Raw genomic sequence first — 20298 nt, forward strand, 5'->3', positions numbered from 1 at the left:
CCCCTCTCAGACGTTTAATCTCGCAAATAGTTTATGTAAAAACCTAGACCAAAATGAAAATGAGAACAATCAAACTTTTTTTAGCAGCATGCTTCCTGCTTGTGTTTGCCACAGGCATACATGCACAAGAGCAGGGAACAAAAACTTATCTGCCCAAGTTTGCCATCAAAACCAACGCCCTCTACTGGGCTACCAGTACTCCGAACCTGGGATTTGAAGTGGCTTTGGCGAAAAAACTTACTCTTGACGTATCGGGCAACTACAACCCCTGGAAATTCTCCAAAAACAGACAAATCAAGCACTGGCTGGTACAACCCGAACTCCGTTACTGGCTTTGCGAACGTTTCAACGGTAGCTTTTTCGGCCTGCACGGCCATTACGCCGATGTCAACATGAGCAATCTCGACATCTTCGGATTGGGCAACTACCGCTATGACGGTAAGATATACGGTGCAGGTATCTCTTACGGTTACCACTGGATACTCAAGAATCGCTGGAGTATGGAAGCTACCATCGGTGCAGGATATGCCCGCCTGAACTACGATAAATATGCGTGTGGCAAATGTGGTGAAAAGCTGGGACATAACAACAAGAACTATTTCGGTCCGACGAAAATAGGACTCAGCATTATTTATACTATCAAGTAAATCCCCCCACACATTCTCCGGAACCAATTATAAAAAACTAAATCAATAGTAACAATGAAAAGAAAAATCATATATTTCCTCTTGGCCCTCGCAGTTGTTATGCCGGCCAGTGCCCAGAAATTCTTTAAAGATGCCATCAGTCTATCCGATGTTTCGCTGTGGCAACAAGGCAATTCGCTTTATGTAGACATGCAGGTCGATATGAAGAATCTAACGGTCAGTCCCGAACGTATGCTCACACTTACTCCTCTCCTGACAGACGGACAGCACAACGTAGCGCTGGAAGAGATCATCATTAACGGTAAACGCCGTCAGAAAGCTTACTTACGCGGATTAGCCATCAGCCGCGAACTGCCTGCCGGTATCGTGGTACCTTATAATAAAAGAGAAGTACTAAATTATGCCCAAGTGATCCCTTATGAACCCTGGATGGCAAATGCCTCACTGAATCTGGTTGAAAACCTCTGCGGATGCGGCAATAACGAAGAGATGCTCGCACAGGAACTGATCACCAACGATGTCTCTACCGAAGCCAAACGCCTGAGCGCCATGGTACCGGTGGTTGCTTATATTCAGCCTACTGTAGAAGTTGTGAAAAACCGTAGCGAGCAGTATGAGGCCCACCTCGATTTCCCTGTAAGCAAAGCTGTTATCCAGCCGGAATTCATGAATAACCACAAAGAACTGATGAACATTCATGCTATGTTCGACAAGATTCAGAATGACAAGAACCTGACAGTAACAGGAATCAGTATCGAAGGATTCGCTTCACCGGAGGGTCCGTTGAAATTCAACGAACAACTGTCGCAGAAACGTGCCGAAGCTCTGAAGAATTATCTGACTACCAACGAAAAAGTTCCCGGCAAACTTTACAAAGTAACTTTTGGTGGTGAAAACTGGGACGGATTGGTACAAGCATTGGAAAAATCGTCAATGAAGGATAAAGATAAATTTATCGGTATCATCAAGAATACGACTGACGATGCACGCCGCAAACAGGAAATCATGCGCGTGGACGGAGGCGTACCCTACCGTACGATGTTGAAAGAGATTTATCCCGGACTCCGCAAAGTGAACTGCAAGATAGACTACACCGTAGCCAACTTCGATGTAGAGCAAGGACGGGTGGTGATAAAAGTCAACCCGAAATACCTGAGTCTGAACGAGATGTATCAGGTGGCCAACAGCTATCCAAAAGGAAGCAACGACTTCGTGAATGTATTCGACATCGCTGTACGTATGTATCCGAACGATGAAGTAGCCAACCTGAATGCCGCCGCCGTATCACTGACCAAGAAAGATCTGGAAAACGCAATCAAGTATATGGATAAAGCCAACCATCAAACAGCAGAATTCATCAACAACGTAGGTGTATACAACTTCCTCAATGGAGATGTACAACGTGCTGTCGCTGCCTTCAACCAAGCTGCCCAGATGGGTAACGAGGCCGCTAAAGCCAACCTGCAGCAGCTGCAACAGATCTTGAATATGAAGAAAAAATAAATCCCCGCCATTGGGGTGTAGCCATCCGATGAAAAGGGTGTAGCTATCCGGACCAAAAGGTGTAGCCTTTCCATGCGGAGGGCTACACCTTTTTTTATTTAACGTGAGTTCGATATAACTTAAAACATAGAAAACTATCTGTCTTTGAAAAAATTAACATCAACTGCAGACTTCTTTTAAAGAAACAGTAAGCCGCAATGGCAGAGTGAATTAGCAATAAAGTTATTATCACCCCATGGAACATTTTCCACGTTCGGCATGCCCTCTAAAAGTTTCATGAATCAGTATGCGTTGATTACAACACACACGAAGTGGGGTGGAATCCACGAAACGCCTGCAAGATATACGGTTTTGGAAAAAATGTACCAGATGTTTGCAAACATATTCCTTGTAATAATGCCTAAAACAACGGAAACCTCCCGAGTGGAATAAGATAAGGATGACCGTGATTTCATCATCATTCATACGATTAGGTTTATTCCGGTTCATAAGTACCGGAATAAACCTAATCGTATATTTTTCTTGCTATAATGCAAATTTATGGAGGAAATCGCCAGCCAAACAATATATTTATGTAACTTTAGCCTCTGAAAATATAGCAGTAATTGTTTTTAATGTTATAATTTAGCACTATAAATTTAATACTTTTATCGCTACGTTACTATTATTCAGAGAAATAATTTAATACTTATATCGAACTCACGTCAAACTTAGGATAATGAAAAACACTTTGCTTGTATTATTATATCTTACATTGAGTTTAAATAATGTTTTTTCAAAAGAGATTCAACTCAAAGGTCAAACCGTAGATAGCTTAACGCTTGCTCCTGTTACGATGACGCTTGTAAGCGTTATCGACAACAACAATAAGATGCTGTTTACCGGTATGGTTGAATCGGAAGATGCCTCTTTTGCATTCGATAAGATCAAAATAGATAAAGGCGGTTGTCAGGTTGTAATAAGCAATAACGGATATTTTACTAAAAATATTGTTCTTGATGAACAAGCGATTGAACGGGAAATTGATTTGGGCGTCATCCCTCTGAAAGCGATAGAGCTCAGCATGGAGATGGATCAAGTAACCGTATTGGGTAATTACAGAACCCGGGTATCTGTAGACAAAACTTCCTATATTATCGACAGCCTCAGGTTAAAGAATGTATATACATCTACTGATCTTATGCGTAAGATACCGGAAATTGCTGTAGATGAACTAAGCCGGAAAATAAGAATTATGGGTAAAGAGAATACCCTTGTATTGCTTAATGGCGTGAATACCGGAACTTCGGTAGATATGCGCTCAATCAACTTCAGGGATGTGGAAAAAGTAGAGGTGATTACTTCGCCGTCAAGTGGCACGGAAGTGGAGTATGACGGTATTATTAATATCATACTCAAACCTAAGGCTCAAAAAGGCATTTCGGTTGATGTTGAAGAAACGCTGAAATTAGATTTACGCTCTAACGACACTTATGTGGGAGTAACGTGGGGATCGGACAAAGTGAGACTAAAAATGTCTTATGATAACTATTACCGTGCCAATCCATTCGATATCCAACAACAACGTACCGACCAATTAACGGACGAACTATATGGAAAAATTGGATATTCGGCTAAACCTTTTGAAATGACACATGACATCGGTCTTAATCTCGACTACCAAATAACCCCACGTGACTTTTTCAATATCACCACCAGCACTAAGCAGGTTCGTACTCGTAAAGAGATTGATTATTCAGCCTTCAATATCATTGACGGGAAGCAGTACGATCTTTCGCCGTTTAACACTCGTTTTGCCAATAGGTACTGGATGGGTAACTATACGTTATATTATCGCCATTCGATGAAAAATAAGGCGAAGGATTACTTTTCTATTAATGCCAATTTCGGCTTTATGGATGCGATTGAAGATGTTGATACTAAATATCAGGATGGAACTCAGCCTTTTATGAATCGTGAATTGGGAAATAAATTTTCGACTACGTTACGAGTAGAGTACAATAACGTTTTAAGTGACGTTTTTCATCTCAACACAGGCGTGCAAGGCTATTTTCAGGATTTTAAAGGTTCGCTCAACAATGAGCCGAACGAAAATAACCTGAAGAACTATCGTTGTAACCTATTTGCCGATCTAAACGCCTCTGTTGGCAAGTTTCAATTTAGAGTCGGTGCAAAAGGCGAAGTAAATGCAAACGAGTTTAAGGACAAAGCTTATGGCTCCAGTTCACAGTTTACACTTATGCCAACGGCTGCTGCTATAATGAAAATAAATAATGAAAACACTCTGAAAGCTGAATTCAAATACCTTACAAACTATCCATCAGCATGGATGATGGCACCGTATGAAATAAAAGATGACGAAAAGACCATATCACGAGGCAACCCCAATCTCAAACTCCAACAATACAAAGTGTTTGAACTAACATACACTTATAGAACGGATGCCATAACCATCAACACTATACCATACTATCATAAAAGTAATAATCTGATAGTAAACCAAATTTTACACGACAATGAGCTAAACACAATAAGCACATTTACAAACGGAGGTAAGCTTGAGAGAGCGGGTCTGAGAATCAATGGTTCACTCAACTTCCTTGGTGGAGCGATTAGCATTGACCCTGAGCTTAGTGCGGCTTATGAGACTATGGGCTACAATGGCGTTAAGCGAAGTAATTTTCTGTATAAACTCGGCGGAACTGCCATGCTTGCTTTTCCAATGGGATTCGGTTGCGGCACTTACGGATCATATAATAGTAAGACTCTTACTACTACAGGATATATAGCTCCACTTCGTTCAATTAACGCCATCTTCATAATGAAGAATTTTGATAAATTGAATCTCAACGTTTTTGCAGGCTATCAATCCATAGTGGAATCAGCAGAGGTGGTGCATACTATTAGTGATACTTATTCACAAAGAGACTATTTTAAGCGTAATTCAAAAGGTTTCATGCTCCGGATCAATTACTATTTCACGGCAGGTAAATCAAAACGGATGGAGAAGGTAAACACTTATTTCGATAATGATCGTAAATGAGTAAATGTAAAAAGTTTAAGTTTTATTCTCAATATAATGCGATGGATTGTGGCATAGCCTGCCTGGCTATGATCTCGTATTATTATGGCCATAATCTGACACGCGATAAAATTGCCGAATTATGGAATGGCGTATCTATGCTATCGCGCAATCTTTAATATAGTCGCAAGTTGACAATCCAAGAACTCACAGAAATTCAATTACTCCTTGCATTCTTCATTCAAATAAAAATCACTTTGTAATTCTTCAAAAATCACACAAAACGAAACAATAGATCTGAGTATCTATTTCACATAGCTGCCATTGCGGCTTACTGTTTCTTTGAAAAGAAGCCTGCCATTGATGTTAATATTATCAAGGACAGGCAGCTTGCCATGTTTTAGATTATATCGAACTCACGTTATTTACCGCTATACAGCAAAAAAATAATTATTTCATCCGTCAAAACAGGTTCCGGTTTTGTTATATCAATATCTTAACTTAAACATCAACTATTAAAAACAGACAATTATGACACTGATCCTTGCTATCGTTCCGGTATTGCTCTTGATTGTATTAATGGCATTTTTTAAAATGCCGGGTGACAAAAGTAGCGTCATCTCCCTCATAGTAACTATGCTGATAGCTCTTTTCGGATTCCATTATGCGGTAGACAACTTGGTATTTTCATTCGTATACGGTGCACTGAAAGCGGTTTCTCCCATCCTGATTATCATCCTGATGGCTATCTTCAGCTACAATGTATTGCTGAAAACAGAGAAGATGGAGATTATCAAACAACAATTCTCTTCCATCTCTACCGATAAAAGTATCCAGGTACTGCTCCTTACCTGGGGGTTCGGAGGGTTGCTTGAAGCTATGGCAGGTTTTGGTACAGCTGTTGCCATCCCCGCCGCTATCCTGATCAGTCTGGGATTCAAACCCATTTTTTCAGCTACCGTCAGCCTGATTGCCAATAGTGTGGCTACGGCTTTCGGTGCCATAGGTACACCGGTGCTGGTACTCGCCAAAGAAACCAATCTGGATGTACAGGTGCTGAGTACGAACGTCGTACTGCAACTTTCCGTACTAATGTTCCTGATACCGTTGGTACTGCTCTTCCTGACCGACCCGAAAATAAAATCATTACCCAAAAACCTATTTCTGGCACTGCTGGTAGGCGCTGTATCTTTAGGCAGCCAGTACGTTGCGGCCCGATATATGGGGGCGGAATCACCGGCTATCATCGGCAGCATCTTGTCTATCATCGTTATCGTTATTTATGGCAAACTGACCTCTCCGAAAAAAGAGAAAGAACAGAAAAGCATGTTGAAGGGTAAAGATATCCTAAACGCTTGGAGCATTTATCTGCTGATTTTGTTACTGATCATACTGACCAGTCCGCTTTTCCCGGGACTCCGAAGTACGCTTGAAAATAACTGGGTGACACGCATCAGCCTCCCCATCAATGACTCCACCGTGAACTATACCATCGCCTGGCTGACACATGCCGGAGTTCTGCTTTTCGTAGGCACGTTTGTAGGCGGTCTGATACAGGGAGCCAAAGTGAAAGAGCTGTTTGTCGTTTTATGGAACACGGTGAAACAATTAAAGAAAACGTTCGTCACCGTTATCTGCCTGGTGGGGTTATCTACCATTATGGATACGGCAGGCATGATTTCCGTGATTGCCACTGCACTCGCCACAGCCACCGGAAGCCTCTACCCTCTCTTTGCTCCGGTTATCGGCTGTTTGGGTACCTTCATCACCGGAAGTGATACATCCTCGAACATCCTCTTCGGAAAGCTGCAAGCCAGCGTAGCAGGACATATCAATGTCAGTCCGGACTGGTTATCAGCAGCCAATACGGTAGGTGCGACAGGAGGCAAAATCATCTCTCCTCAAAGTATCGCCATCGCTACATCGGCAGGAAACCAACAAGGGAAAGAAGGAGAAATCCTGAAAGCAGCCATTCCATATGCACTGGCTTATGTAGTCATTACGGGAATCATTGTGTATATATTCAGTTAACCATTAACGGTATTGATAAAAAAGGTGTGTCGCAACTCTTATTCACCGCAGAGTTATGACACACCTTTTGTCTATTGTATTAATCTATCTGATTTTTCAGAAACAGGTTATATAAAATCAGTTGACTATGGTTTCTTATTTCAGATTCGTATTTGCATTCGTCTCTTTTTCAGGAATAGAATACAAATAATACTTACTATTGGGCACAAACTTCGTTCCATCGGGGAAGCTGGTGAACCAATGTCCTTCCGGATGATACTTCTTGAAAGTGCCGTTCTGCTGCCAACAATCGTACTCCTTGGCAGCTTCCACATCAGTCAGTGCGACACGTACCACAGGACGTTGCGTACGTAGAACATCAGTAATGCCAAATCCTTCGCCCCACAATTCGCGACGACGCTCCATCAGAATTTCGTCAATCACCTGTTCCTGTGTTTTTCCGGTAAGATCATAGTCAGTCAGTCCGCGGGCATTCCTTAAAGTGTTAAGCGGTTTTACCGCTTCGCCCAATTGACCTTTACGTGCCAAAGCTTCGGCAGCTATCAGATACATCTCGGCAGAACGCATAATGACAATATCTCCCGTCTGATCAGAGCGGATACGGAACTTGCGGTATCCCAGATAACCTTCACGCATCCACTGGAACAATTCCAGACGGATATCACCTTCGGTAAAAGTATCCTTGAAATGCGGATCGGCCATAAAACTATTATATGAATCGGGTTCCACCACATCCAGATAATAGAAGTTATAGCTGGCATCGGACTGGCTGACAGATTGCGGATGTCCCCAGATCCACTCGGTATTCGATATATCGTTGAAACCCATATAGTTTTTGGCGTCCGTCATCAAAGTATATCCTTTGGCTGCTTCAAGCGCGGCTTTAGCAGCTTCGTCCCACTGTCCGGTGAGCAGATAAGTACGGGCCAGGAGTCCGTTTACCACATCAGTGTTAGGTTTATATTTCGACTTGTCGTTCGGACGTACATAGCCGTCAAGAAGCCCTTTGGCACGGTTAAGGTCATTAATGATCTGTGTATAAATCTCTTCAAGAGTCGCCTTCCCCTTAGGTTTGGTATTCGGATTGGTGGGTTCGGTATACAACGGCACACAAAGAGCATTCTTATCTTTCAGATAGGTGAACTGATAATGCTGTGCCAAATGAAGATAACAGAAAGCACGTACGGCGAGTGCCTGTCCCTGGGCATGCCGGAATTCCGGTGTATCATCATCCCCGGTAGCCTGGATAGAAATGGCCGTATTACAGTTATCAATGGTCTTATACATCAGATACCAGGCAAAAGTGGTACGCCCGTCGGAAGGCATCACCACGTCGTTGAACTGATAAGAAGAATTAAACCCATACATGGGACGTGAAACTACGTCATCAGCCATCATGTCGTCCTGGCACATCAAAGCACGATAGCCGATGTTGGCATAAGTGGTACCATATTCGAACAGATTGTACCACGCACCGTTAAAGATGCGTTCGGCATTCGAAGGCACGGGTACGAGACCGGAATCTACGGCATCTGTCGGCTTATTGTCGAGGAAGTCGCTGCTGCAACTCCCCAGAAACAAAAGAAAGAAGAGAAGGAGAAAGGGAACCTTACCTTTAGGGATCTTATCTCCGGAGGCATTACTCACGGAAGTCTCTCTCCTACCCTCTTTCCGAAGAAAAAGAAAAGAGGAGATACGTCTGTTATTGTTAAATCGTATTGTTCTCATATCATCTATTATTTTATACTTTACTATATATGATTTATTCATGATTAAATAGAGCTGAAGCATACTATTGCAACAGTACCTTTTCTGAGGATTAAAGCCTTAGAACGAAACATTGATTCCTCCTGAAATGGAACGCATAGCCGGATAACGGTAATATGTCAACCCACTGATATCCTGTTCGGGATCGAGTCCCTGATTCTTCGAAACGGTGAGCAGATTATCGGCCTGTACAAACAATTGCAGGCTGTTCAGGCTGATCTTCTTTATCATCGGTTGCGGGAAGTTATACGATAGTGTGATATTCTTCATCCGCAGGAACGAGTTATTAAACAGGTTACGTGTGGAATTTGCATTCCAACTGTTCGATACGGTTTTTAGTGCCGGTACATCAGTATATCGATTCTCCGGTGTCCAACGGTTCAGGATTTCTGTCGACCAGGCACGTCCGGTAGAACTTCCGTTATGCCATAGCATAGTTACGTCACGGTCCACGATATAATTTCCGATACTATAGGCAAAAATTGTCGATAGTTCAAAACCCTTATACGAGAAAGCGGTATTAAATCCCCCGTACACTTTGGGTAAGGATGATTTGCCGGTATAGTAATAATCCGCCTGGGCATAGTCATTGGTAGTCGTACGCCCGGTGATCTTGTTATTGGCATCTTTCACATTTTTGTACCACAACGGATCCCCGTTTTCCGGATCAACTCCCGCCCATTTCTTCATGTAAAAATCATAAACAGAACGTCCCACTGCCAGTTTATGAACTCCGTTCACAGGCATATCTTTCAATGGAAGGTCAGTCACGACATTCTTATAATGTGTCAGGTTAAGCCCCAATCGCCACATAAAGTCCCGGGTATGGATTAAGGTACCTTTCAGATCGATTTCAACACCAGTATTCTTTAGTTCGCCTACATTCTCGTCTACTGAATTATAACCGAGCGAGGGAGCCAGCGGACGGGAATAGAGTAAATCTTTCGAACGCCGACGGAAGAAATCGAACGAACCGGAGAATCGGTTGTTGAACAACGAGAAGTCAATGCCGGCATTGAAATTCAAGTTGGTTTCCCACTTCAGTTTTGGTGTAGCCAGACGATCGGATACCAATGCATTCTCTCCGTTATTGCTCACCACCGAATAAAGTCCGCTGCTGGCATAATACGTTCCCAAATTATCGTTACCCTGCGCACCATAACTAACCTTCAATGTGAGAGCAGAAAGCCAGTCGCTCGTAGCCACCATGAAGTCTTCACGATCGATACGCCAGGAAGCACCGACGGACCAGAAATTACCCCAACGGGTCTCTGGAGCAAAACGGGAAGATCCGTCCCGCCGATAAGAACCTGAAAAGAAATATTTGCTTTGATAGTCATATTGGGCATTTAAGAAGTATCCTACCAACGAGTAATTGACGCGGTATCCTGTCCCTCCGGTTACCAGCGAACCGACAGCCAGTTCGGGAAAATCGGGCAATGCCATATTCGAACGGGATGCCCGCAACACATCGTAACGGTAAGAATAAGCCTCTTGTCCGGCCAACAGGTTGAAATGATGCTCTCCGAGGGTTTTGTCATAAGTCAGGATATTATTCCAAGTCCACGAAAAAGTACGGTCGTTTTCACGACTCGATGAACCTCCGGTATTAACAGCCGGGCCTATTTTAGGGTTGGTATAGTCGAGTGAATTATAATTGATCAGGTCAAAGTTGAAGCTGGTTTTAAACTTCAATCCTTCGATAAAAGTAACTTCAAGGAAAGTACGTCCCGAAAATTCATCTTTCATACGCTCCGACTTATCATTGGGTAATGTAGCCGGAAGGTTCCAGTTAGCCATCGAACCGGACGGACGGTAAGAACCGAAATCGTATATCCGCTGTCCCTCGGAATCCAGTTTATAGGTTCCGTCTTCGTTCATCTGATAGATGGGATAGAACCCGTTCATCAGACGGCCGGCATTGATGACGTTACTTGTTTTCGTATCCGATGATACAGGATAATTCTGCAAAGAGTGGGCAAAGCTCATGTTCACTCCTCCCCGAAGCCATTTGGTCATCTGGCTTGTCACGTTCGAACGGAGATTAAAGCGTTCATAGCCGGACTCCAAGGCAATACCTTTATCATTCAGATATCCGGCAGAGAAGTAATATTGATTGGTTTTGCCCCCTCCTGAGACATTCAATCCCAATTCCGTGCGAAGTGCCTGCTGCTCCATGGCATCCTGCCAATCGAAGTTCCAGAGTGGAACGGCCCCGTCCACCAATTTTCCATCCGTGCCTACCGGCTGAGGGTATTTAGCCCCATAAGGATTGGGGCCACTCCCCATGAGTTTTCCTACCAAGTCTTTAGAAGCTTTGATAGCCGCCGTCTGAGGAGTATAATTCTTTGTATCAAGTGCATATTGGTTACGTAAAGCCTCCCAATAAAGTTCGAAGTACTGATCGGTGCCGATCCGGTCGTAATCGCGTACCGCACGATTGGAACCACCGAAGCTGGCTTTCACATTCACCGTAGTCTTCGAATCGCTTTGTCCCTGTTTAGTGGTGATAATAATTACACCATTGGCACCACGCGAACCGTACAAAGCAGCCGAGGCCGCATCTTTCAGAACCGTCATCGATGCAATATCTTCGGGGTTGATAGAGTTCACACTGCCGTCATAAGGCACACCATCCACTACATAAAGAGGTGCACTGGACGCATTGATGGATCCGATACCACGGATACGTATGGTTGCATCGGTACCCGGCTGACCGCTTGCGGCACTTGCCTGCAGACCGGCTACGGTTCCTTCAAGGGCACGTGAGACACTCGAGGTTTGTAATTTTGCTATCTCGTCACCTTTAACGGTAGAAGCGGCACCGGTGAAACTATATTTCTTGGCAGTGGCATAGGCTACTACCATCACTTCTTCCAATTGTTTGCTGTCGGGCACCAGTTCGACATTGATCACTGAGCGTCCACCCACTTTATGTTCCACGGATTTCAGTCCGATAAAACTGAATACCAGCGTACCATCGGACGGTACATTAATGGAATACTTACCGTCGATACCCGTAATGGTACCGACACTGGTTCCTTTCACTAATACCGATACACCGGGCAACGGGTCTCCTTCGGACACAACAGTGCCCGAAACACGTATGTCATTCATTGTCCCGGCATGTAATGCTGCAACCGAAACCACAAAGAGCAACGTAAATAATAGACGTAAATTGGTCTTCATACCTTAAGTTTAGTTATGTTTAAATTAGAATCTTTTGTTTAACACACAATCCGGCAGATTGTTGTTAAAAGCTTTGAAATTGTTGTTTTATTCTTGAAGGTGTGTCAAAAGCCACCTACATTTTTTAATTAATTTTCACGGATCATTCCATGCTGCAAAAGTAGAGCATAGAGGTTGTTCCGGAAATCCCTTTTATAGGGGATTCTTGTACCGCATTTGTGGTAGAAGTGACACTTCTGTTCACAAACCGATGCTATCCCTTGGTCATTCCGTAGATTCTTTGTAGCTTTGCCCCCGTCCGATAACAAGATATCCCCCATATAGCTTATGAAAAAAGAAAGGTATATATCGCATTCGTTCATCCGCTTCCGCCAGTGGAGCCGGAAAGCCTATGCCATATTCGCCACTTTGGGATTGTGTGTCACCATCGGACAATTGAGAAAGAATGTTACGGAATGTGCGTTGTGCAAGCAACAGACTCCACATACGGAAGGAATTGACCCGCAACGTGAAACAGAAGATTCTGTCCCGGAAGAAGATTGGGAGAGTACCGTACTGTCTCCCACACCCTTACTCTTTCTTTTCATTCCATTTCAATCTTTGAAACATTCTTATTCAGGTGCCGCACAGCAGGCTGTTGCGACATCCGTTTTATACATTTTATATAAAGAGGTTGCCTCCCATCCAAATGGGACCGGCAACCTCTTTTTTAATTCCCCATCCTATGACCATTGAAGAAATCAAAAACCAAGTATTACAGGGAACGGCGATCAGCCGTGAGCAGGCCGAATGGCTGGCACAATTTCCCCGAAAAGAAGAGTTGTACGATGCAGCGCACGAAATCACCCGTTTCTGCGCTTCACAGGAGTTCGACATGTGTTCCATCATCAATGCCCGTTCGGGACGCTGCCCCGAAAACTGCAAATGGTGTGCACAGTCGTCCCACTACAAGACGAAGGCAGATGTATACGATCTGGTGAGTGCGGAAGAGTGTCTGCGTCAGGCCAAATACAACGAAGCGCAAGGAATCAATCGTTTTTCACTGGTGACCAGCGGTCGGAAACCTTCGCCTAAAAACATGAAGGAACTTTGTGTAGCCGCACGACGAATGCGACGTCACTCGTCTATCCGGCTATGCGCCTCACTGGGACTATTGGACGAAGAAGAATTACAGGCACTGTACAATGCCGGAGTCACCCGGTATCACTGTAACCTTGAGACTGCTCCTTCACATTTCGACTCACTCTGCACCACACATACACAGGAGCAGAAACTGAAGACCCTGCATGCCGCACGACGGGTGGGAATGGACCTTTGTTGCGGAGGTATCATCGGTATGGGCGAAACCGTGGAACAACGAATAGAGTTTGCCTTCACGCTCCGCGAGCTCGACATCCAGTCCATCCCGATCAACCTGTTGCAACCCATACCGGGCACTCCGCTCGAACATCAGTCACCGCTCAGCGAAGAAGAGGTACTGACAACAGTCGCCCTTTTCCGTTTCATCAACCCTACAGCCTACCTGCGCTTTGCCGGGGGACGTTCGCAGCTCACGCCCGAAGCTGTCCGGAAATCGCTCTATATCGGCATTAACTCCGCCATTGTGGGAGATTTGCTGACTACTCTTGGCTCTAAAGTATCGGATGACAAAGAGATGATTCTTTCGGAAGGCTACCATTTTGCCGACTCACAGTTCGACCGCGAACACTTATGGCACCCGTATACTTCGACTTCCAATCCACTTCCGGTCTATAAAGTGAAACGGGCTGACGGTGTCACCATCACATTAGCAAGCGGGCAGACACTGATCGAAGGTATGTCATCGTGGTGGTGTGCAGTCCACGGATACAATCATCCGGCATTGAACCGGGCAGTACAAGAGCAACTCAGCAAGATGTCTCACGTCATGTTCGGCGGACTTACACACGATCCGGCTATCGAACTGGGCAAACTGTTGCTGCCGCTGGTTCCGCCTTCCATGCAAAAGATATTCTATGCCGATTCAGGTTCGGTAGCAGTTGAAGTAGCGATGAAAATGGCCGTACAGTATTGGTATGCAGCCGGACAACCGGAAAAAAGTAATTTCGTCACCATCCGCAGCGGTTACCACGGAGATACCTGGAATGCCATGTCGGTATGCGATCCGGTAACGGGAATGCATAGCATCTTCGGTTCGGCACTCCCTATCCGCCATTTCCTCCCCGCCCCTACTTCACGGTTCGGAGACGAATGGGATCCGGAAGACATCCGTCCGCTGGAACAACTGCTGGAAAAGCAGTCCGGAAAATTGGCAGCTTTCATTCTCGAGCCAATTGTACAAGGTGCGGGAGGCATGCGGTTCTATCATCCGGAATACCTACGGCAAGCTGCACACCTCTGCCGACAGCATGGGGTATTGTTGATCTTTGACGAAATAGCGACCGGATTCGGGCGTACCGGAAAATTCTTCGCCTGGGAACATGCCGGAGTAGAGCCAGACATCATGTGCATCGGAAAAGCCCTGACAGGAGGATACATGACCCTGTCGGCAGTACTGACCACCAACGAAGTAGCAGACTGCATCTCCAACCATTTCCCGGGTGCCTTCATGCACGGGCCTACGTTTATGGGAAATCCTCTGGCATGTGCCGTGGCGTGTGCATCGATACGGCTGCTTCTGGAATCCGGCTGGCAAGAAAATGTAAAACGGATCGAAGCACAACTAAACCGTGAACTGGCTCCGGCGCGTAAGCTTCCTCAAGTGGCAGACGTACGGGTATTGGGTGCCATCGGAGTGATCGAAATGAAAGAACCGGTGAACATGGCACATCTGCAACGCCGTTTTGTAGAAGAAGGGATCTGGCTGCGTCCGTTTGGTAAACTGGTATATGTAATGCCCCCGTTTATCATTACATCCGAACAGTTGACGAAACTGACGGAAGGAATGATAAAATGTATAACCGACGGCTCCACCTGTCTCTAAACTGATCAGAAATGAATATAACTCACCACAGATTACACGGATTCTCACAGATTAATAATTTATTTTACTGCGAGTTAAATTAAAATATCTGTGTTAATCTGTGTAATCTGTGGTGAACTCAAAAACATTACAATCATGAACTATAATCAAGAAACGGAAGGCTATGAATCCGTCCGTTTCTTTGAGGAGTTGAAACTTCTCAAAGAACAGAATAATTTCCGTATCCTCCCTACCCTGATTCATCAAGGCAAAGAGGTCATCATTAACGGGCAACGGATGCTAAACCTATCGTCCAACGATTACTTGGGACTGGCCAATGATACTGTCTTACTAAATGCTTTCTGGCAGACAGTAAAACCGGAAGAAGTCAAATTCTCTTCCTCTTCCTCCCGTCTGCTTACCGGTAATTTTGCCGCATACGGTGAACTGGAAGATCTCTTGTCTTCACTTTTCGGGACAGAAGCAGCATTGGTATTCAACTGCGGATATCATGCCAATACAGGTATTCTGCCAGCCATATGCAACACAAAGACACTGATTCTCGCGGACAAACTGGTACATGCCAGCCTGATAGACGGTATCCGGTTATCGGAGGCCAAATATATCCGTTATCGGCACAATGAATACAGCCAGTTAGAAAAATTAGTTGAAACCCATCACAAACAATACGAACAGGTGATTATCGTTACCGAAAGCATCTTCAGTATGGATGGAGACGAAGCAGACCTGCCCCGGCTGATCAAGCTCAAACAAAAGTATCCGAACATACTGCTCTACGTGGACGAAGCCCATGCGGTAGGTGTCCGGGGAGCAGGCGGACTGGGATGCGCCGAAGCTTACGGATGCATAGCGGATATCGACTTTCTGGTAGGTACCTTCGGAAAAGCGCTGGCTTCTGCCGGAGCCTACGTAGTATGCAGACAAGTAATACGGGATTATCTGATTAATAAGATGCGTCCTTTCATCTTCACCACCGGTCTTCCGCCCGTCACCCTGCAATGGACTTCATTCGTACTCCGCCATTTGGCGGAATATCAAGAAAAGAGAGAACACTTAGCAGCCATCAGTAAGTGTTTGCGAGTTGCGCTCCGGGAGAAAGGTTATTCTTCCACTTCAGTCAGTCAGATCGTGCCTATGGTAGCAGGTGAAAGTGTAACCGCCATACAAATAGCGAAAGAGTTACAACGCAAAGGATTCTACGCATTACCTGTCCGTCCGCCTACAGTACCGGAAGGTACTTCCCGCATCCGCTTTTCACTGACCGCAGACGTGACAGACGAGGAAGTGGAAAAACTCATATCAACAGTAAATGATAATCGATGAACTGTAAACGATGAATGATAAACTGTGAACGATAAACAATAAAGCTATGATACTTAAAAGACTATATCAAACAAAATATTCTCAGAACTCTCCTCTCCCCGGGAGAGAGACCGGGAGTGAAGTCATTCTCTTCTTTACCGGATGGGGAATGGACGAAACTCCCTTCATACATTATCTCCCACAACATAGAGACTTGATTATCTGCTATGATTACCGTTCCCTTGACTTTGACAAGACGTTGCTCTCCACATATACCCAAATACAGGTTGTAGCCTGGTCAATGGGAGTATGGGCTGCTTCACAAGTGCTGCAAGGCAGTAACCTTCCCATAACGCAAAGCATTGCCATCAACGGTACTCCTTTCCCCATCGATGACGCAAAAGGAATCCCTCCCGTCATTTTTGAGGGCACACTCAACAACCTCAGCGAAGCAACGCTACAGAAGTTTCGCAGGCGGATGTGCGGTTCGGGAAGTGACTTTAAGGCTTTCTGCGAGATAGCTCCCCAAAGAACGGTTGAGGAGTTGAAAGAGGAACTGGCTGCCATCCGCAAGCAATGCAACGAACTGCCCCCATCCGCCTTTGTCTGGAATAAAGCGATTATCGGAGAATCAGACCATATCTTTCCGTCCCGGAATCAGGAACAGGCGTGGGAAGGGCATTGCACTGAAATACAGCGATATGAAGGAGCACATTATGACGATAAGATATTGAAAGAGAACCTCTCTCCCATTATTCCCTTTTCCAAACAACTGATCGCCCAACGCTTCTCGAAAGCAATCGATACCTATCCTCACGAAGCCCGCGTGCAACAGCAGATTGCCCGGAAAATGTGTACCCTGTTACAGCAGCACCTCCCCCGGCAATCTTTCCGCCGCATCGTAGAGTTCGGTTGTGGCACGGGTACTTACTCGCGTTTGTTGCTCCGTTCGTTTCGTCCGGAACGCTTACTGCTGAATGATCTCTGTGAAGAGATGCGCCACAGTTGCGAAGATATCCTGAACGAACAGGTTTCTTTCCTGCCCGGAGATGCCGAAGCAATTGCTTTTCCCCACGGAACGGAACTGATCACCTCGTGTTCCGTCCTGCAATGGTTTGAGCATCCCGACGCTTTTTTCCGCAAATGCGAAAACATCCTGAATGCAAAGGGATACATCGCCTTCAGTACATTCGGGAAAGAAAACATGAAGGAGATCCGTCAACTGACCGGACAGGGACTCGCCTACCGTTCGAGAGAAGAACTGACTGCTTCGCTCTCGGCACTATACGACATCGTGCATACGGAAGAAGAAGTCATCTCACTGAATTTCAGCAATCCGATGGAAGTACTTTATCACCTGAAACAAACCGGAGTGACGGGTACCTGTAACAGAGCCTGGACCCGGAGCAAACTGAGCCTCTTCTGTCAGGAATATGAGCGTCTGTTCAGCCCTGGTAAAGGCTCTGTTTCACTGACCTATCATCCCATTTATATCATTGCAAAGAAAAGATAATAACGACCTGCGGGTCTCAAACATAAGAAGTATGAAAAAGAATGTGTATTTTATCAGCGGCATCGATACAGATGCAGGAAAGAGTTATGCCACAGGTTATCTGGCACGGGAATTGAACCGGAAAGGCCAACGTACCATTACCCAAAAGTTTATCCAGACCGGAAATACGGGTCATTCGGAAGATATCGACCTGCACCGCCGCATCATGGACATCGCCCTTACCGATGACGACCGGGAAGGATTGACCATGCCTGAAATCTTTTCTTATCCCTGTTCTCCACATCTCGCCTCACGTATCGACGGACGGCCCATCGATTTCGACAAGATAGAACGTGCCACAGAAGAGTTGAGCCACCGTTACGACATCGTCCTGCTCGAAGGTGCCGGCGGACTGATGGTTCCACTCACCGAAGAGTTCCTGACCATCGACTATGTAGCGCAAAAGGGTTATCCGTTACTTTTTGTCACTTCGGGCAAGCTGGGCAGCATCAACCACACTCTCCTCAGCCTGGAAGCTATTAAAAGCCGGGGCATCGAACTGGATACGGTATTATACAACCTCTATCCCACAGTCGAAGACCGAACCATACAAGAGGATACACAGCAATTTATCCAACGGTATCTGAAGAAGCATTTCCCGGAAACTAAATTCAGGACAGTACCGGAATTATAAACGCCACGGTACACGATTGCAAAATCTCTTTCACCACAGATTAACGGATTACACAAACAGGCAATTCAAGGATAAGCAACTCCGGCTGTTATATCTTTGTGTAATCTCTTAACCTGTGATGATAACAAGTATTTTAATTGCTGTTTACGGAAACTTTATACCGATGATAAATGTTTATTTCATGACATTAGTTTTTAGACACATCAGGTTAAATAGAAGTTTTCAGTATGAGTTTCAACATTGTAAAAAACGACAAGAAGCGTGTCATCATCGTAGGTGGTGGCTTCGGTGGTCTCAAGTTGGCCAACAAGCTAAAGAAATCTGGCTTTCAGGTTGTTTTAGTAGACAAGAACAATTATCATCAGTTTCCTCCCCTGATTTATCAGGTCGCATCCGCCGGACTTGAACCCAGCTCTATCTCCTTCCCTTTCCGGAAGATTTTTCAAAAGCGAAAAGACTTTTACTTCCGCATGGCAGAGGTACGGGCCATTTTCCCCGAGAAAAAGATGATCCAGACTTCCATCGGTAAAGCAGAATATGATTATCTGGTATTGGCAGCCGGCACTACTTCGAACTTCTTCGGCAACGAACACATCGAAGAAGAAGCCATGCCTATGAAAACCGTTTCGGAAGCCATGGGATTGAGAAATGCTCTGCTGGCAAACTTTGAACGGTCAATCACCTGCGCCACAGAACGTGAGCGACAGGAGTTGCTTAATGTTGTCGTAGTGGGCGGGGGAGCCACCGGAGTGGAGATAGCCGGAGTACTTTCGGAAATGAAAAAGTTCGTACTCCCCAATGATTATCCGGATATGCCCAGCAGCCTGATGCACGTCTATCTGATTGAAGCAGGAGACAGACTGTTGGCCGGAATGTCCGAAGATTCATCGCGTCATGCCGAACAGTTCCTACGCGAAATGGGAGTCAACATCCTGCTGAACAAGCGGGTGACGGACTACAAAGATCATAAAGTGGTGTTGGAAGACGGGACAGAGATAGCCACACGCACCTTCATCTGGGTGAGTGGTGTGGCAGCCATCACCTTTGGCAATATCAGCGGAGAGTTACTGGGACGGGGAAGAAGAATCAAGGTAGACGAATTTAACCGTGTACAGGGAACTGAGCATATTTTCGCAATCGGCGACCAGTGTATCCAGACCACGGACAAGAACTATCCCAACGGACACCCGCAACTGGCACAAGTAGCCATCCAACAAGGAGAGCTGCTTGCCAAAAACCTGCAAAGACTGGAAAAAGGAAAACCGATGCAACCGTTCCATTACCGCAACCTGGGATCGATGGCAACCGTAGGACGCAACCGTGCCGTAGCAGAGTTCAGCAGTTTCAAAACCGCCGGATGGCTGGCCTGGGTGATGTGGTTGGTTGTTCACTTACGTTCCATCCTGGGAGTGCGAAACAAAGCAAACGTATTGCTCAACTGGATATGGAATTACTTCACTTACGACCAGTCTCTGCGAATGATTGTTTATGCAAAGAAAGCAAAAGAGGTGCGTGACCGTGAAGAACTGGAAGCGAAAACGCATTGGGGTGAAGAGAACCATACACAGCCATAAAGGAATTATCGCTCCGCTCAGGAATCAGAGAAATTAAACCAACTGATTTTGCAATGACTTTTAATCCACTACAGAGTACACGGAGTACACAGAGATTAAAAACTCTGTGTACTCC

The 20298-nt window shown here is 45.3% G+C and carries 13 protein-coding genes and 2 pseudogenes; 12 read left to right on the top strand and 3 right to left on the bottom strand.

The features are described from left to right. Window positions 1-59: 59 nt before the first annotated feature. Together ISX59_RS10415 and ISX59_RS10420 are read left to right on the top strand one after the other, a co-directional pair. On the top strand, window positions 60-647 hold the full coding sequence (locus ISX59_RS10415) for a DUF3575 domain-containing protein (protein WP_032531925.1): 588 nt from the start codon (window positions 60-62) through the stop codon (window positions 645-647). Window positions 648-701: 54 nt separating this feature from the next. Further along, window positions 702-2150, top strand: coding sequence for a DUF3868 domain-containing protein (locus ISX59_RS10420; protein WP_005809119.1), 1449 nt, complete (start codon window positions 702-704; stop codon window positions 2148-2150). Between the two features lie 231 nt (window positions 2151-2381). Here ISX59_RS10420 and ISX59_RS10425 read toward each other — a convergent pair. Beyond that, window positions 2382-2720 (bottom strand): annotated as a pseudogene (locus tag ISX59_RS10425) (transposase); the annotation flags it as partial. A 265-nt stretch (window positions 2721-2985) separates the two neighbouring features. Between ISX59_RS10425 and ISX59_RS10430 the strand changes: the two are divergent. The 4 genes and pseudogenes from ISX59_RS10430 to ISX59_RS10440 all read left to right on the top strand — a co-directional run bounded on the left by ISX59_RS10430 (window position 2986) and on the right by ISX59_RS10440 (window position 7203). Beyond that, complete coding sequence (locus tag ISX59_RS10430) at window positions 2986-5193, top strand: TonB-dependent siderophore receptor (RefSeq protein WP_220575886.1); 2208 nt, start codon at window positions 2986-2988, stop codon at window positions 5191-5193. Continuing rightward, window positions 5190-5351 carry a cysteine peptidase family C39 domain-containing protein gene (locus tag ISX59_RS10435; RefSeq protein WP_022013039.1) on the top strand — a complete coding sequence of 54 codons (162 nt, stop codon included), beginning with the start codon at window positions 5190-5192 and terminating at the stop codon, window positions 5349-5351. The genes ISX59_RS10430 and ISX59_RS10435 overlap by 4 nt, the downstream gene beginning before the upstream one ends. A gap of 138 nt (window positions 5352-5489) precedes the next feature. After that, window positions 5490-5576 (top strand): annotated as a pseudogene (locus tag ISX59_RS21430) (IS982 family transposase); the annotation flags it as partial. A gap of 127 nt (window positions 5577-5703) precedes the next feature. Next, window positions 5704-7203 carry an L-lactate permease gene (locus ISX59_RS10440; RefSeq protein ID WP_220575887.1) on the top strand — a complete coding sequence of 500 codons (1500 nt, stop codon included), beginning with the start codon at window positions 5704-5706 and terminating at the stop codon, window positions 7201-7203. A gap of 135 nt (window positions 7204-7338) precedes the next feature. Here the strand turns inward: ISX59_RS10440 and ISX59_RS10445 are convergent, their stop codons facing one another. Continuing rightward, a complete protein-coding gene (locus ISX59_RS10445) occupies window positions 7339-8931 on the bottom strand; it encodes a RagB/SusD family nutrient uptake outer membrane protein (RefSeq protein ID WP_220575888.1) in 1593 nt (530 codons plus the stop codon). Window positions 8932-9030: 99 nt separating this feature from the next. Then, window positions 9031-12159 carry a TonB-dependent receptor gene (locus tag ISX59_RS10450; protein ID WP_032531863.1) on the bottom strand — a complete coding sequence of 1043 codons (3129 nt, stop codon included), beginning with the start codon at window positions 12157-12159 and terminating at the stop codon, window positions 9031-9033. A gap of 327 nt (window positions 12160-12486) precedes the next feature. On the opposite strand from ISX59_RS10450, the gene ISX59_RS10455 reads away from it, so the two are divergent. From ISX59_RS10455 to ISX59_RS10480, 6 genes are all read left to right on the top strand, one after another. Then, entirely contained in the window at window positions 12487-12894 is a 408-nt protein-coding gene (locus ISX59_RS10455) for a hypothetical protein (protein WP_032531862.1), read from the top strand. Further along, window positions 12884-15121, top strand: coding sequence for an adenosylmethionine--8-amino-7-oxononanoate transaminase (gene bioA, locus ISX59_RS10460; RefSeq protein ID WP_217737363.1), 2238 nt, complete (start codon window positions 12884-12886; stop codon window positions 15119-15121). Before ISX59_RS10455 ends, bioA begins: the two co-directional genes overlap by 11 nt. Window positions 15122-15256: 135 nt before the next feature. Next, on the top strand, window positions 15257-16444 hold the full coding sequence (locus ISX59_RS10465) for an 8-amino-7-oxononanoate synthase (protein ID WP_220575889.1): 1188 nt from the start codon (window positions 15257-15259) through the stop codon (window positions 16442-16444). A gap of 46 nt (window positions 16445-16490) precedes the next feature. Next, window positions 16491-17936 (top strand): malonyl-ACP O-methyltransferase BioC, encoded by a 1446-nt coding sequence (gene bioC / locus ISX59_RS10470; RefSeq protein WP_220575890.1) that lies wholly within the window; start codon window positions 16491-16493, stop codon window positions 17934-17936. A gap of 31 nt (window positions 17937-17967) precedes the next feature. Beyond that, on the top strand, window positions 17968-18609 hold the full coding sequence (gene bioD, locus ISX59_RS10475; RefSeq protein WP_032539804.1) for a dethiobiotin synthase: 642 nt from the start codon (window positions 17968-17970) through the stop codon (window positions 18607-18609). 227 nt (window positions 18610-18836) lie between these two features. Next, on the top strand, window positions 18837-20183 hold the full coding sequence (locus ISX59_RS10480; protein ID WP_005776382.1) for an NAD(P)/FAD-dependent oxidoreductase: 1347 nt from the start codon (window positions 18837-18839) through the stop codon (window positions 20181-20183). Window positions 20184-20298 lie beyond the last annotated feature (115 nt).

The organism is Bacteroides sp. FSHCM14E1 (assembly GCF_019633785.1).
GTDB lineage: Bacteria > Bacteroidota > Bacteroidia > Bacteroidales > Bacteroidaceae > Bacteroides > Bacteroides hominis.

Bases quoted from the DNA above. Each gene is read 5' to 3' on its own strand.
- ISX59_RS10415 (WP_032531925.1), top strand. From the start codon at position 60: ATGAGAACAATCAAACTTTTTTTAGCAGCATGCTTCCTGCTTGTGTTT.
- ISX59_RS10430 (WP_220575886.1), top strand. From the start codon at position 2,986: ATGACGCTTGTAAGCGTTATCGACAACAACAATAAGATGCTGTTTACC.
- ISX59_RS10465 (WP_220575889.1), top strand. From the start codon at position 15,257: ATGAACTATAATCAAGAAACGGAAGGCTATGAATCCGTCCGTTTCTTT.
- ISX59_RS10435 (WP_022013039.1), top strand. From the start codon at position 5,190: ATGAGTAAATGTAAAAAGTTTAAGTTTTATTCTCAATATAATGCGATG.
- bioC (WP_220575890.1), top strand. From the start codon at position 16,491: ATGATACTTAAAAGACTATATCAAACAAAATATTCTCAGAACTCTCCT.
- ISX59_RS10445 (WP_220575888.1), bottom strand. From the start codon at position 8,931: ATGAGAACAATACGATTTAACAATAACAGACGTATCTCCTCTTTTCTT.
- ISX59_RS10420 (WP_005809119.1), top strand. From the start codon at position 702: ATGAAAAGAAAAATCATATATTTCCTCTTGGCCCTCGCAGTTGTTATG.
- bioA (WP_217737363.1), top strand. From the start codon at position 12,884: ATGACCATTGAAGAAATCAAAAACCAAGTATTACAGGGAACGGCGATC.
- ISX59_RS10480 (WP_005776382.1), top strand. From the start codon at position 18,837: ATGAGTTTCAACATTGTAAAAAACGACAAGAAGCGTGTCATCATCGTA.
- ISX59_RS10440 (WP_220575887.1), top strand. From the start codon at position 5,704: ATGACACTGATCCTTGCTATCGTTCCGGTATTGCTCTTGATTGTATTA.
- ISX59_RS10450 (WP_032531863.1), bottom strand. From the start codon at position 12,159: ATGAAGACCAATTTACGTCTATTATTTACGTTGCTCTTTGTGGTTTCG.
- ISX59_RS10455 (WP_032531862.1), top strand. From the start codon at position 12,487: ATGAAAAAAGAAAGGTATATATCGCATTCGTTCATCCGCTTCCGCCAG.
- bioD (WP_032539804.1), top strand. From the start codon at position 17,968: ATGAAAAAGAATGTGTATTTTATCAGCGGCATCGATACAGATGCAGGA.